At 70.4% G+C, this 13,526-nt stretch carries 12 protein-coding genes; 4 read left to right on the top strand and 8 right to left on the bottom strand.

Annotated elements, in window-relative coordinates; all coding sequences use genetic code 11:
* Positions 1 to 11: 11 nt before the first annotated feature.
* Positions 12 to 935 (bottom strand): SDR family NAD(P)-dependent oxidoreductase, encoded by a 924-nt coding sequence (locus ABD770_RS12560; RefSeq protein ID WP_344820014.1) that lies wholly within the window; start codon positions 933 to 935, stop codon positions 12 to 14.
* Positions 936 to 1,014: 79 nt separating this feature from the next.
* Between ABD770_RS12560 and ABD770_RS12555 the strand changes: the two genes are divergently transcribed.
* Positions 1,015 to 1,557, top strand: a complete 543-nt coding sequence (locus ABD770_RS12555; RefSeq protein ID WP_344820013.1) for a TetR/AcrR family transcriptional regulator — start codon at positions 1,015 to 1,017, stop codon at positions 1,555 to 1,557.
* A gap of 37 nt (positions 1,558 to 1,594) precedes the next feature.
* Here the strand turns inward: ABD770_RS12555 and ABD770_RS12550 are convergent, their stop codons facing one another.
* On the bottom strand, positions 1,595 to 2,683 hold the full coding sequence (locus ABD770_RS12550; protein WP_344820012.1) for a VIT1/CCC1 transporter family protein: 1,089 nt from the start codon (positions 2,681 to 2,683) through the stop codon (positions 1,595 to 1,597).
* 198 nt (positions 2,684 to 2,881) lie between these two features.
* Entirely contained in the window at positions 2,882 to 4,621 is a 1,740-nt protein-coding gene (locus ABD770_RS12545; protein ID WP_344820011.1) for a DEAD/DEAH box helicase, read from the bottom strand.
* A gap of 113 nt (positions 4,622 to 4,734) precedes the next feature.
* Here ABD770_RS12545 and ABD770_RS12540 point away from each other — a divergent pair, with 113 nt between their 5' ends.
* Complete coding sequence (locus ABD770_RS12540) at positions 4,735 to 5,565, top strand: SGNH/GDSL hydrolase family protein (protein ID WP_344820010.1); 831 nt, start codon at positions 4,735 to 4,737, stop codon at positions 5,563 to 5,565.
* Between the two features lie 30 nt (positions 5,566 to 5,595).
* Here ABD770_RS12540 and ABD770_RS12535 read toward each other — a convergent pair whose 3' ends face one another.
* A complete protein-coding gene (locus ABD770_RS12535) occupies positions 5,596 to 6,396 on the bottom strand; it encodes a TrmH family RNA methyltransferase (protein WP_344820009.1) in 801 nt (266 codons plus the stop codon).
* A gap of 57 nt (positions 6,397 to 6,453) precedes the next feature.
* On the opposite strand from ABD770_RS12535, the gene ABD770_RS12530 reads away from it, so the two are divergent.
* Complete coding sequence (locus ABD770_RS12530) at positions 6,454 to 7,326, top strand: Sir2 family NAD-dependent protein deacetylase (protein WP_425562768.1); 873 nt, start codon at positions 6,454 to 6,456, stop codon at positions 7,324 to 7,326.
* Positions 7,323 to 7,907 (top strand): histidine phosphatase family protein, encoded by a 585-nt coding sequence (locus tag ABD770_RS12525; protein WP_344820008.1) that lies wholly within the window; start codon positions 7,323 to 7,325, stop codon positions 7,905 to 7,907. Before ABD770_RS12530 ends, ABD770_RS12525 begins: the two co-directional genes overlap by 4 nt.
* Positions 7,908 to 7,952: 45 nt before the next feature.
* Here the strand turns inward: ABD770_RS12525 and ABD770_RS12520 are convergent, their stop codons facing one another.
* The 4 genes from ABD770_RS12520 to ABD770_RS12505 are packed head-to-tail and all read right to left on the bottom strand — an operon-like array spanning position 7,953 to position 13,449.
* Positions 7,953 to 8,777, bottom strand: coding sequence for an HpcH/HpaI aldolase/citrate lyase family protein (locus ABD770_RS12520; RefSeq protein ID WP_344820007.1), 825 nt, complete (start codon positions 8,775 to 8,777; stop codon positions 7,953 to 7,955).
* Between the two features lie 9 nt (positions 8,778 to 8,786).
* Positions 8,787 to 9,953 carry an acyl-CoA dehydrogenase family protein gene (locus tag ABD770_RS12515; RefSeq protein ID WP_344820006.1) on the bottom strand — a complete coding sequence of 389 codons (1,167 nt, stop codon included), beginning with the start codon at positions 9,951 to 9,953 and terminating at the stop codon, positions 8,787 to 8,789.
* Positions 9,950 to 11,890 (bottom strand): acetyl/propionyl/methylcrotonyl-CoA carboxylase subunit alpha, encoded by a 1,941-nt coding sequence (locus ABD770_RS12510; RefSeq protein ID WP_344820005.1) that lies wholly within the window; start codon positions 11,888 to 11,890, stop codon positions 9,950 to 9,952. Before ABD770_RS12510 ends, ABD770_RS12515 begins: the two co-directional genes overlap by 4 nt.
* A 5-nt stretch (positions 11,891 to 11,895) precedes the next feature.
* Positions 11,896 to 13,449, bottom strand: a complete 1,554-nt coding sequence (locus tag ABD770_RS12505) for a carboxyl transferase domain-containing protein (protein ID WP_344820004.1) — start codon at positions 13,447 to 13,449, stop codon at positions 11,896 to 11,898.
* Positions 13,450 to 13,526 lie beyond the last annotated feature (77 nt).

Here is a 13,526-nt window from a genome sequence, read left to right as displayed (position 1 = left end):
ATGATCCGCCCTCACACCACCGCGTGAACCCCGGACAGCTCCAGGACGCGACCCCACACCCGCTGGGCGACACCGGGCTCCGGCGTGCGCGTGCGCGGATCGGAGGCCACGAGGACAGGCGCGCCGCGCATGCCCTCCCGCGGCGCGAAATAGTCGCCTCCCTCAGCGTCCGGGTCCGAAAGGGCTCTCACACCCGACCACGCCGCGGCGTCCTTGCCCTGCGCCCATGGTGTGAACGGGTTGCGCCGGCGCCGCACGCCGTCACCACTGATCCCCTGTCGCGACGGAGTCTTCGCGTCCACCCCCACTCCAGGACGAGTGATGATCGAGGACACCGGAAGGCCCGCCGCACGGAGACGCCGATCGAGCTCGTGGGCGAACACCTCCGTCGCCGTCTTCGCCTTGGTGTAAGCGCCCACCCCCGTGCGCGGGGTCTTCTCGAGGTCGGTCACGGACATCCCGAACCTGGTCACGAATCCTGTGGACGCGTGAACGATGCGGGCCGAATGGCCGAGGTCCTGTCGAGCCAGACGCGGCAGCAGCGCCATCGCCAGGGCCGCGTTGGCGATCATGTGGGCTCCGACCATGAGCGGCAGCCCGTCGTGCGTGCGCGCGCGCGTGGAGAAGTTCATGGGCCCGCCGTTGAGGAAGACGCCGTCCAGCCGCGGGAGCTCCGCCAGCGCGGCACCGGCGGCGGCGACGGAGTCGAGGGAGGTGAGATCCAGACGGACCGAGCGGACCGATGCCCCGGGTACGTGAGAGCGGAGCACCTCCTGCGTGTGCTGCATCCGTTCCTCGGATCGCGAGACGAGCACCACCTCCGCGCCGGCGGAGGCCAGCTGCTCGGCCGCGAAGTAGCCGATCCCGCCGGTCGAGCCGGTGACGGCATGCACCTGGCCCGACAGATCGGGCAGTGCGTTCGGGTTCCAGTTCATGGGTTCTCCTGTAAGTGGATGAATGATCCGTTTTATTCACTGTAACCGGATATGTCATCCGATTAGGTATCATGACGCTGTGAATCAGCTCCGCTCCGACGCAGCGCGCTCCCGAGAGCGCATTCTCGACGCAGCACGAAGGGTGCCCCTCGTCGACCTGCGGCTCAACGATCTGGCACGTGACGCCGGCGTCGGCGTCGGCACGGTGTACCGCCATTTCCCGACCGTGACCGCGCTGCTGGAGGCCCTGCACCGGGAACCGCTCGAACAGCTCGTCGAGAGCGCCCGTCGGGCTGCGCAGTCCGACGACCCCGCCTCAGCGTTCACCGACCTGATCCGCGCCGGAACGAGTGCGCAGCTCGCTCACGAGGGTCTGCAGGCCGTCCTCACCGCCCCGGATGCGTCCGAGGAGGTGTCCGCGCTGCGGGAAGAGCTCCACCGCTGCGCGGCACAGGCGCTGGACGCCGCCATCGCGCACGGGCAGGTGCGCGACGAGCTGACGGTCTCGTCGGTGCTGCGTCTCGTGTGCGGCATCGAGCACGCGGTGCGCCTGGGGGACGGCGAGGACCGCGAGCTGCTGCAGGATGTCCTGATCTCAGGTCTGCTCGCGCCGCGGCCCTGACGGGCGCGCCCGTCCGCCCTCCGCGGTCACCGGATGCTCACACCGCGCCGACGCCGAAGACCAGGCCCAGGGCATACGTCACGGCCGCGGCCCCGAAACCGATCGCGAGCTGCCGCAGCGCGCGCTTGAGCGGCGGCCCGCCGGAGAGGATGCCGACCATCGCGCCGGTGCCCAGCAACGCGACGCCGACCAGGACGAGGGCGAGGATGATGGCCCCGGTTCCCGACATCCCGAACAGCCACGGCAGCACGGGCACGATCGCGCCGGAGGCGAACAGCAGGAAGCTGGACAGCGCTGCCGTCCAATCCCTGCCGACGATGTCGTGGTCGCCGTGCACGCCGATCGGACCGGTGACATCACGACGGATGCCGGCCTGCGCCGCCGCGACGACTCGTGTCGCGCGGGCCAGCGACTCCTGCTCGCTCATGCCTCGCGCGCGATACACCAGCGCCAGTTCGTTCTCGTCGATGTCCAGGTCGCCCGCAGCGGCATCCGCATCCCCGCTCTCCTCGGTCGATGCCAGGAGCTCGCGCTGCGACCGCACCGACACGAACTCGCCCGCCCCCATCGACAGCGCGCCGGCGAGCAGACCCGCGATGCCGCTGAACAGGACCAGTCCGGACCCGACACCCGTCGCACCGATCCCCAGCACCAGCGCGAGGTTCGAGACCAGCCCGTCATTGGCGCCGAACACCGCGGCGCGGAACGATCCGGACAGCCGCCGCCGGCCACGGGCGGCAAGACCCCGGACCACCTCATGATGGACCTTCTCGTCGGCGCGCATCGCCGCTGTCGCGTGCACTTCGGCGTCGTACGGTGAGCGCGCCTCCGCGCTCTGCGCGAGCGCGAGCACGAAGATCGACCCGAAACGACCCGCCATCCAGCCCAGCATCCGTGACCGGAGCCCCGCCTTCGGGAGCCGCGCGGGTTCTTCGCCGCCGAGCAGGGTGAGCCAGTGCTGCTCGTGCCGACGCTCCGCATCAGCCAGCCCGAGCAGGATCTCCCGCTCCTCGCCCTCCCGACGTCCGGCCAGGCGGGAGTAGACGGCCCCCTCCGCACGCTCCTCGACCAGGTAGCGCGCCCACTGCCTGCGATCCGCTTCCGTGGGCACTGCGCTCTCCGACATCCATCCTCCGGTCTCCGACTGACATTCCACCGTATCCGGACAGCAGTGCGCGATCCGCACCAGGACGCGGATTGACAGCTTTTCGGATGCCCCAAAACCGCCCTTCCGACGCCTGCTCGGCAGTCACAGCGCCTCTGCTTCGGCCGACGTGACACGAACACGCAGCCGAGGTGAGCGGTGAGAGGCGAGTTGCGGGCCTCAGGCGCGCACGCGCTTGCGCAGCAGGTCGATGCGGGATTGCAGCTGGGTCACCGTCGCCTGTGCGACCGCCGGCCCTCCGCAGGTGCGGCGCAGTTCGGCGTGCACGGCTCCGTGCGGCTGGCCGCTCTGACGCGCGTACAGCCCGACCAGACTGTTGAGGAGCTGGCGCTGTTCACGCAGCGTGCGGTGCAGAGGCGCGGGCAGCGTCGTCTCCCGCTCCGGCTCGGCGGCCTCTCGCTCCTGTCTGAGCCGACTCTGCCGGGCCTGGCGCTGCATGAGCAGCTCGTGGACGTGCTCGGGGTCGAGCAGTCCCGGCAGACCGATGAACTCCTCCTCCTCGGGGGTGCCGGGTTCGGCGAGCTGGCCGAACTCGTGTCCCTCGAAGACGACCCTGTCGAAGTGTGCCAACGAGGAGATCGCCTGATAGCTGAACTCCTGCGTCAGCGCATCCGAGGCATCCTCCTCACGGTTCGCGCTCTCCAGCAACGAGTCGTCCAGGCCGTCGTCATCCTTGCCCACCCGATCCAGCGCATGGTCGCGCTCCCGCTCCATCTCGTTCGCCAGAGTCATCAGCACCGGGACATTCGGCAGGAACACGCTGGCTGCCTCACCGCGGCGACGAGCTCGCACGAAGCGGCCGATCGCCTGCGCGAAGAACAGCGGCGTCGAGGAGGACGTCGCGTAGACTCCGACGGCGAGCCGCGGGACGTCCACACCCTCCGAGACCATCCGCACCGCGACCATCCAGCGCCGGGTGCTCTGGCTGAACCTGTCGATGCGCTCCGATCCCGAGCTGTCGTCGGAGAGCACGACGGAGGGCTGCTCGCCGGTCATCCGGTGCAGGATCGCCGCATAGGCGCGCGCCACGGTCTGATCGGTGGCGAGCACCAGCCCTCCGGCATCCGGAATGTGGCGCCGGATCTCCGTGAGGCGGCGATCCGCAGCGGACAGCACCGCGGGCATCCACTCCCCCTCCGGATCCAGCGCCGTGCGCCAGGCCTGGGAGGTCACGTCCTTCGTGTTGTCCTGACCGAGATGCGCCTCCAGTTCGTCCCCCGCGCTGGTGCGCCAGCGCATCTTCCCCGAGTACATGTGGAACAGGACCGGGCGCACGACGCCGTCGGCGAGTGCACGACCGTATCCGTAGCTGTAGTCGGTGCGGGAGACGCGCGCTCCGGATTCATCGGGCAGGTACTGCACGAACGGGATCGGCGCGGTGTCGCTGCGGAACGGCGTCCCCGACAGCAGCAGCCGCCTGCGTGCCGGGCCGTAGGCATCACGGATCGCATCGCCCCAGCTGAGAGCGTCGCCGCCGTGGTGGACCTCGTCGAGGATGACCAGCGTCTTCGCATCCTCCGTCAGATGCCGGTGCACGCTGGAGCGCGCGGCGACCTGCGCATAGGTCACCACCACCCCGTGATACTGCCGGGAGGGCGCCCAGTGGCTGTTGCGGAAACGCGGGTCCAGACGGATGCTCACGCGCGCCGCCGCATCCGCCCACTGCGTCTTCAGATGCTCGGTCGGGGCGACCACGATCACCCGATTCACCTCGCCCATCCGCAGGAGCTCGACGGCGAGCGTCAGCGCGAAGGTCGTCTTCCCCGCGCCGGGCGTCGCGGCGACGAGGAAATCCCGCTGGTCCACCCGGTAATACTCCTCGAGCGCCTCCCGCTGCCAGGCTCGGAGCTTGTCCGCGGTCCCCCACGGGGCGCGCTGGGGGAAGGACGGGGAGAGCATCGAGTCAACGATAATCCAGACCGCAGACGCTGATCGGCGCAGTGCCCCCGCACCGCGAGTATGCTCTCACCGGTGCCGCCACGAGCGGCGCGGAGAAGTCGAAGGAGCACACGATGGTCGACCAGGATTCGTCCCGCACCCCATTCGTCCCGAATGAGGGCCCGCACCCGTGGCGACGTTTCGTCGCCGTCGGGGACTCCTTCACCGAGGGCATCGGAGACCCCGACCCCGCAGAACCCGATGGGCATCGCGGCTGGGCGGATCGCGTCGCCGAGGTCCTGTCCAGAGACGTCGAGGACTTCGCGTATGCCAACCTCGCGGTGCGAGGGAAGCTGATCGGTCAGATCGTCGCCGACCAGATCGAGCCGGCAGTCGCCCTCAATCCCGACCTCATCTCGATCTGCGCGGGTGGGAACGACGTGATCCGCCCCGGCACGGACCCCGACGAGATCGCCCAGCAGCTCGAGGGCGCCGTGGCACGGCTCTCCTCCACGGGCGCGGCCGTCATCCTGTTCACCGGCATCGACACCGCTTTCACACCGGTCTTCCGCCCGTTCCGCGGCAAGGTCGCCATCTACAACGAGAACGTCCGCGCGATCGCGGAGCGGTACGACTGCATCGTCGCCGACCAGTGGGCGCTCAAGGTCGTGCAGGATCCCCGGTTCTTCGACGACGATCGGCTGCACTTCAATCCCCTCGGTCATCATGAGATCGCCCGCATGGTGCTCCGTGCGCTGAATGTGCCGAACGACCTGCAGCCCATGCAGCCGGGTCCCCTGCCCGCCCGCACCTGGCGGGAGGCCCGAGCCGACGACATCGGCTGGGCGCGCGAGCACCTCGTGCCCTGGGTGCTGCGCAGGCTGCGCCACCAGTCCTCCGGGGATCACATCGTCGCCAAGCGTCCCGAGCCCGCACCCGTCCGGCGCCCGGACTCCGAGGACTGAAGTCCGACGACGGGTCGCGCCCGTCGCCCCTCAATGCGTCAGCGCCCACAGCGCGACGGCGGCGGCGGAGGCGACGTTGAGCGAATCGACACCGCCGAGCATCGGGATGGTGACCACGTCGTCAGCGGCGGCCAGCGCGTGCGAGCTGAGCCCGTCACCCTCCGTGCCCAGCACGAGCGCCACCCTCTCGGGGCGTGCCGCGGCGTACTCGTCCAGCGGTGTGGCTCCCTCGCGCAGCGCGAGTGCCGCCGTCCGGAATCCCGCCGTGCGCAGAACGGGCCCCGCCTCGTCCCATTCGCCGATCCGGGTCCACGGCACCTGGAACACCGTGCCCATGCTCACCCGCACGCTGCGCCGATACAGCGGATCGGCGCAGCGCGGCGTCACGAGCACCGCATCCGCGCCCAGCGCGGCGGCGGCGCGGAACGCCGCACCCACGTTGGTGTGATCGGACACGTCCTCCAGCACCAGCACCAGCCGCGCGTCGTCCAGGACGTCCGCGACGACCGGGAGGACCGGACGCTGCATCGCCGCCAGTGGCCCGCGGTGGATCGCGAATGCCGTGACCCGCTCGCTGACATCCGCGGAGACCACGTAGACGGGGACGTCCAGACCGTCGAGCGCTTCACCCACGGCATCCGTCCACCTGGGCTGGGTGAGCACCGACCTGGGGACGTGCCCCGCCTGCACTGCCCGTGCGATGACCTTGACGGACTCGGCCATGTACAGGCCGCCCGCCGGCTCGCGCACCCGTCGCAGGGCGGTGTCGGTCAACGAACGGTAGTCGTCGAGTCTGGGATCCGAGGCATCGTCGACGGGCACCAGCTGCATCCCTCCACTCTCGCAGACCCGGGCTTCTTCCACGTTCGCTCGCCGTAGACTTCCCCCGTGCACCCCGATGACACGACCGCCGTCCCCGCCGAGGATGACGAGGTGCTCGACCGGGTGCGCGCCGCGGCCGCGCTGCTGGCGGGACGCAGAATCGCCGTACTCACCGGTGCGGGCATCTCCACCGACTCCGGCATCCCCGCCTATCGCGGTGCGGGCGCCCGGCCCCGGGCGACCCCGATGACCATCCAGACCTACCTCGGCGACGCGGGCGCGCGCCGGCGCTACTGGCTGGGCGGCCACCTGGGCTGGCGGGCGTTCACCTCACCCGACCCGAACGCCGGTCATCTGGCGCTCGCACGGCTGGAGCGCACGGGTGCGGTCACCGGCGTGGTGACGCAGAACGTGGACGGCCTGCACCTGCGCGCGGGCAGCACGCGGGTCGTCGAGCTGCACGGCACCATGCATCGCGTGCTGTGCCTGAGGTGCGGTCAGGTCCTCGATCGTCGGGCCGTCGCGGAGCAGCTCGAGAAGCTCAACCCCTGGGTGCGCATTCCTGAGCGGATCGCACTGAACCCCGACGGGGATGTCACGCCGGAGAGCACCCGCGGCTTCGTCATCCCGCCGTGCACGGTGTGCGCGGGGATGCTCAAACCGGAGGTCGTCTTCTTCGGCGAGTTCGTCCCCGCCGCGCGGTTCCGCGCCGCGGAGTCGCTGGTGGGAGCCTCGGACGCCCTGCTGGTGGCGGGGACCTCGTTGACGGTGAACTCCGGCATCCGCATCATCGAGCGCGCCCGGCGCCGCGGCATCCCCCTCGTGATCGTCAATCGCGAGCCGACGAGGGCGGATGCGTGGGCGGATGCCGTGATCGCCGGCGGCACGTCATCCGTGCTGAGCGCTCTCGCAGATCGACTCGATAGGGTCGAGGCGTGACACTCATCTCCCTCGTGCGCCATGGTCAGACCGACTGGAACCTGGAGCGCCGCATCCAGGGTGCCACCGACATCCCCCTGAACGACACCGGGCGGGCCGATGCCCGTGCGGCCGCGGAGGCGCTCGCCGCCGGCCGCCATGACGCCGTGTACACCAGCCCGCTGATCCGTGCGCAGGAGACCGCGCAGATCATCGCCGCACGCCTGAGCCTGCCGGAGCCCGCCATCACGCGGGGTCTGCGGGAGCGGGAGTTCGGTGTGGCGGAGGGCATCGGAGTGTCCGACTACCTGGCACGCTACGGCGACTGGCAGTCCGAGGTTCCCGGCGCCGAGACGCTCGACGAGGTGCGCGACCGTGCACTGGACTCGCTCGAGCGCATCGCCCGCGCCGCCAGGCGCCGGTCCGCACCGGCCGCGGAATCGATCGTGGTGGTCACGCACGGCGGAGTGATCCGCGCGCTGCTCATGCACGTGTCCGGCGGCACCCTTCCCCGGGAGGGCGAGCCGATCCGCAACGGCTCCGTACACAGGTTCGTCGCCGAGCGCAGCACGCTGAGGTTCCTGGAGCCGATCGTCGGGTGAGCGGTGGCGCGGCGGATCGCCTGCCGCTCGTCGCGGATGCCCGCCTCACGCCTGCCCGAGGATCGCACGGGCCTGCCGCAGCAGCGGCTCGTCGACCATCCGACCCCGGTAGCTGAACACGCCGCGCTGCCCCTCGGCGGCCGCGAGCACGGCACGCGCCCACTCCCGTGAATCGGCATCGGGTCGGTACGCGTCGCGGATCACGGGGACCTGCTTGGGGTGGATGCAGGCGGTGGCCCGGAATCCGGATGCCGCCGCATCCGAGGCCTCCGCTGCCAGCCCGGCCTCATCGTCGATGTCCAGGTGCACGGCGTCGATCGCCGCGCGCCCGTGCCCCGCGGCGGCGAGCAGCGTCGCCGCGCGCGCATGCCGGGCGATGTCCCGGTATGAGCCGGAGTCGAACCGGCTGGAGGTGCCGCCGAGGGAGGCGACGAGATCCTCGGCGCCCCACATCAGTGCCGCGACACGTGGGTGCGCGGCGATCTCGGCGACGCGCAGCACGCCGGCGGCCGTCTCGCACAGTGCGATGAGCGCGTACGACTCGTCGAAGGCATCGAGTGCCGCAGGGTCCTCCGTCTTGGCCACCATGACGTTGCGGAACGGCGTGCGGGTCAGCGCCGCCAGATCGGCGGTGAACTCCGCAGAGGCGGGAGCATTGACCCGCACGACCACGCGCGCCGGGTCGAGGTCGGTGGAGATGATGTTCTCCCTCGCCTGCGCCTTCGCCTCGGGAAGGACCGCGTCCTCGAGATCGAGGATGACGGCGTCGGCTTTCGACAGCGCGCCGGCGAATCGCTCGGGCCGGTCGGCGGGGCAGAACAGCAGCGCCGGCCCGAGGTCGAAGCGGTCAGGCGGGGGGATGTCGGCCATGCACGTACCCTAACCGGCGATGCCGAGTGTGCGGGCGATGACCAGCAGCTGCACCTCGCTGGTGCCCTCGCCGATCTCGAGGATCTTCGAGTCGCGGTAGTGCCTGGCCACCGGGTACTCGTTCATGAAGCCGTTCCCGCCGAAGATCTGCGTGGCATCGCGTGCGTTGTCCATCGCGGCCTCGCTGGAGACGAGCTTGGCGATCGCGGCCTTCTCGGCGAAGGGCCGCCCCGCGTCGCGCAGCCGAGCGGCATGGTGCCAGGCGAGCCGTGCGGTGTGCACCCGCGCGCGCATGCGGGCGAGGGTGAACTGGGCGTTCTGCCTGGTGCTCAGCGCCGCGCCGAACACCGTGCGCGAGCGCGCGTAGTCGACGGCCGATTCCAGGCATCCCTCCGCCGCCCCGGTCGCCAGCGCGGCGATGGCGATGCGTCCTTCATCGAGGATGCTGAGGAAGTTCCTGAACCCGGCGCCGCGCTCCCCCAGCAGGTTGCCCTCCGGCACTCGCACGCCCTGCAGCGTGAGCGGGTGCGTGTCCGAGGCGTTCCAGCCGACTTTGTCGTATGCGGGTTCGACGGTGAATCCCGGGGTGCCGTTGGGGACGATGATCGTCGAGATCTCCTTGTGGCCGTTCACCTCGCCCGTGACCGCGGTGACGGTGACGAACCGGGTGATCGCCGTCCCGGAATTGGTGATGAACTGCTTCGTGCCGTCGATCACCCACTCGTCGCCCTCGAGGCGCGCGGTGGTGCGCGTCGCACCCGCATCGCTGCCCGCCTCCGGCTCGGTCAGGCCGAAGCCCGCGAGCTGCCTACCCGCCAGCAGGGACGGCAGGTACTCCTGCTTCTGCTCCTCGGATCCGAACCTGTGCACGGGCATGGCGCCGAGACTGACTCCCGCCTCCAGAGTGATGGCGAGGGACTGATCGACACGCGCCAGCCCTTCGATCGCGAGACCCAGCGTCAGCAGGTCTCCGCCCTGCCCTCCGTGATCCTCCGGGAAGGGCAGGCCGAAGAGCCCCATCTCGCCCATCCGGCGCACCACATCGAGGTTGAGCGTGTGGGAGCGGTCGGCCTCGTACGCCTGGGGAGCGACCACCTCCTCGGCGAAGTCGCGCACCATCGCAGCGAGCTCCCGCTGCTCCTGGGTCAGGTCGAGATCGCCGGAATCGTCGGTCATGCTGTCTCCTGTCCGTCGACACGGGCGACGGGTTGCTCGCGCCGCACCTGATCGCCCACCGCGACCAGCAGATGCACCGCGCCGTCGTGCGGCGCGAGCACCGGGTGCTCCATCTTCATCGCCTCGATCGAGACGAGCGGGTCCCCCTCGCGCACGACATCGCCCTCCGCAACGTGCAGCGCGACGACGGTCCCGGGCATGGGCGCGTGCCCTGTCGGGTCGTCGGCGCCGGTGGTCGTGGTCTGTGCGGCGAGACGGCGGAGCAGGCGTGCGCGGCGCGACAGCGGTCGCAGTCGTAGGGTCGTCCCGTTCTCGGACACCCAGATCGCGCCGTCGGCGTCCACCGCCGCCTCTGCATCCGTCGCGGCATCCGCGCCCGCCGTCGCGTTCGCGTCCGGCGCGGTCTCGACGATCTCGTCGTCATCGGTGAGGAACGCGACGGACGCCCTGACCGGTGGCGTCCCCATCCGCCAGCCCTGCGCCGTGCCCCACAGCTCACCGACCCGGACGTCGTCGGGCGCCTCGACGAGAACCGCCGCGGATGCCAGCATCCGGGGCGACGGACGCCGGGGCGGCAGCGGCAGCATCGTCTCGATGAGTCCGGTGTCCAGGTCGCCGGAGGTGACACGCGCATGCGTGCACAGGCTCCGCAGGAAGGCGATGTTGGTCTCCACGCCGAGCACGACCGTGCGGGCGAGCGCCGCGTCCAGCCGACGCAGCGCTGTGGCACGATCCGGCCCATGGGCGATGATCTTCGCGATCATCGGATCGTAGAACCCGGTGACCTCCGATCCGGACTCGACGGCGGCATCCACCCGGACTCCGCGCGGTGGATCGAACAGCAGCACCGTCCCCGTGGAGGGCAGGAATCCGCGCTCCGGCGACTCGGCGTACACGCGGGCCTCCACCGCATGCCCGCGCGCCGGGGGCGGCGCGGGAAGCGCACCGCCGGCAGCGACCAGCAGCTGCAGGGCGACGAGATCCAGCCCCGTGACCTGCTCGGTGACCGGATGCTCCACCTGCAGTCGGGTGTTCATCTCGATGAAGTGGACCTCGTCGACGGCATCCGCCTCCACGAGGAACTCCACCGTCCCCGCGCCGACATAGTGCACGCTGCGCGCGGCGGCGACGGCGGCGTCCATCAGACGCTCCCGGACGGCAGACGGCAGGCGGACGGCCGGAGCCTCCTCCATGACCTTCTGATGCCGACGCTGCAGCGTGCACTCCCGCTCCCCCAGCGCGAGGACGGTGCCGTGGGCGTCCCCGAAGACCTGCACTTCGATGTGTCGCGGCCGTCGCACCAGTCGTTCCAGCACCAGCGCATCATCGTCGAAGGCCGCCGTGGCCACCCTCCGGGCCGTGGCCAGCGCCTGCGCGAGTTCATCGCCGGTGCGGACGACCTCCATGCCCTTGCCCCCGCCGCCGGCGCTGGGTTTGACCAGCAGCGGATACCCGATCTCGTCGGCGCGCAGGCGGATGAGCGCATCGTCCATGCCCGTGGCATCGAAGCCGGGAACGACGGGAACACCGTGCGCGGACACGTGCTCACGGGCGCGGGCCTTGTCGCCCATGATCTGCAGTGCCTCCCTGCCGGGGCCGATGAACACGATGCCCGCGGCCGCGCAGGCCTCGGCGAGGGACACGCTCTCTGACAGGAAGCCGTACCCCGGGTGGATGGCCTGCGCGCCGGACCGGCGCGCAGCCTCCATGACGGCGTCGACCTTGAGGTAGGACTCCGCGGCGGATGCGCCGCCGATGCGCACCGCGTCGTCGGCCTCGCGCACGTGCGGGGCGTCGGCGTCCGCGTCGCTGAACACGGCGATGCTCCGGATGCCGAGCGTGCGCAGCGAGCGGATGATGCGGCGGGCGATCTCCCCGCGATTGGCGACGAGGACGGTCTCGAAGACGAAGGCGGGATCAGCGGTGTGCAAGGTCATGACAGTCACATCCGGAAGAGGCCGAAGTGCGGCTCGGGCATGGGGCTGCGGGAGACGACGTCGAGGGCGAGGCCCAGCAGGTCGCGGGTCTGATCGGGGTCGACGATGCCGTCGTCCCACAGCCGCGCCGTCGCGTAGTACGGCTCGCCCTGCTGCTCGTACTGATCGCGGATGGGCTCCTCGAACGCTTCCCTCTGCGCGCGTGTCCACTCCTGGCCCCGAGCCGCCAGCTGGTCGCCCTTGACGGTGGCGAGGACGGATGCCGCCTGCCTCCCGCCCATCACCGAGATCCGGCTCGCCGGCCAGGTCCACAGGAAGCGCGGTGAATAGGCCCGACCGCACATCGAGTAGTTCCCCGCGCCGAAGGAGCCGCCGATGATCACGGTGAGCTTGGGAACCCGTGTGGTCGCCACCGCGGTGACCATCTTCGCGCCGTCCTTGGCTATTCCGCCCGCTTCCGCGTCGGTGCCGACCATGAACCCGGTGATGTTCTGCAGGAACAGCAGCGGGATGCCGCGCTGATCGCACAGTTCGATGAAGTGCGCTCCCTTCAGGGCGGACTCGCTGAAGAGCACCCCGTTGTTGGCGATGACACCGACCGGATGCCCGTGCAGCACGGCGAAGCCCGTGACGAGTGTGGTGGCGTACTCGGGCTTGAACTCGGAGAAGCTGTCGGCATCGACGAGTCGGTCGATGACCTCGTGCACGTCGTAGGCCTCGTTCACGTCAACGGGGACGACGTCGTACATGCTGCCCTGCTGCGCCGGCGAGCGAGAGGCGACGACCTCCCAGGCGGGGGCGGCGGGGCGGGGCAGGGTCGCCACGATGTCGCGCAGGATCTGCAGCGCGTGCTCGTCGTCCTCCGCCAGGTGGTCCACGACACCCGAACGACGGGCGTGGAGTTCTCCCCCGCCGAGCTCCTCGGCGGTGACGACCTCGCCGATGGCGGCTTTGACGAGCGGCGGGCCGCCGAGGAAGATCGTGCCCTGGTTGCGCACGATGACCGTCTCGTCACTCATCGCGGGGACGTAAGCGCCGCCCGCCGTGCACGACCCCAGGACGGCCGCCAGCTGCGGAATGCCCTCCGCGGACATCCGCGCCTGGTTGAAGAAGATGCGGCCGAAGTGGTCGCGGTCGGGGAACACCTCGTCCTGCTTGGGCAGGAAGGCACCCCCGGAATCGACGAGGTACAGGCAGGGCAGTCGGTTCTCCAACGCGATCTCCTGAGCGCGCAGGTGCTTCTTCACCGTCATCGGGAAGTAGGTGCCTCCCTTCACGGTCGCGTCATTGCACACCACCATCACATGGCGACCGTGCACGAGGCCGATTCCTGCGATCACGCCCGCGCCCGGCGCAGCACCGTCGTACAACCCCGTCGCCGCGAGCGGTGCGATCTCGATGAACGGGCTGTCCTCGTCGAGGAGCCGTGTGACCCGGTCTCGGGGCAACATCTTGCCTCGTGCGACGTGACGATCGCGAGAATGCTGTGGTCCGCCCAGAGCCGTCTCGGCGATCCGCTCCCGCAGCTCGTCTGCCAACTCCTGCTGGGTGCGGGCCATCGCGCGTCCTCCTCGACTCACCCCAGGGCTGATATTCCACCCAGGATTGGTTAAGGTTCATTAACCATGACAATTCA

The organism is Microbacterium soli (assembly GCF_039539005.1).
Classification (GTDB): domain Bacteria; phylum Actinomycetota; class Actinomycetes; order Actinomycetales; family Microbacteriaceae; genus Microbacterium; species Microbacterium soli.
Note: the sequence above shows the minus strand (reverse complement) of the source record. Positions and strands in the feature narration are given on the sequence as shown.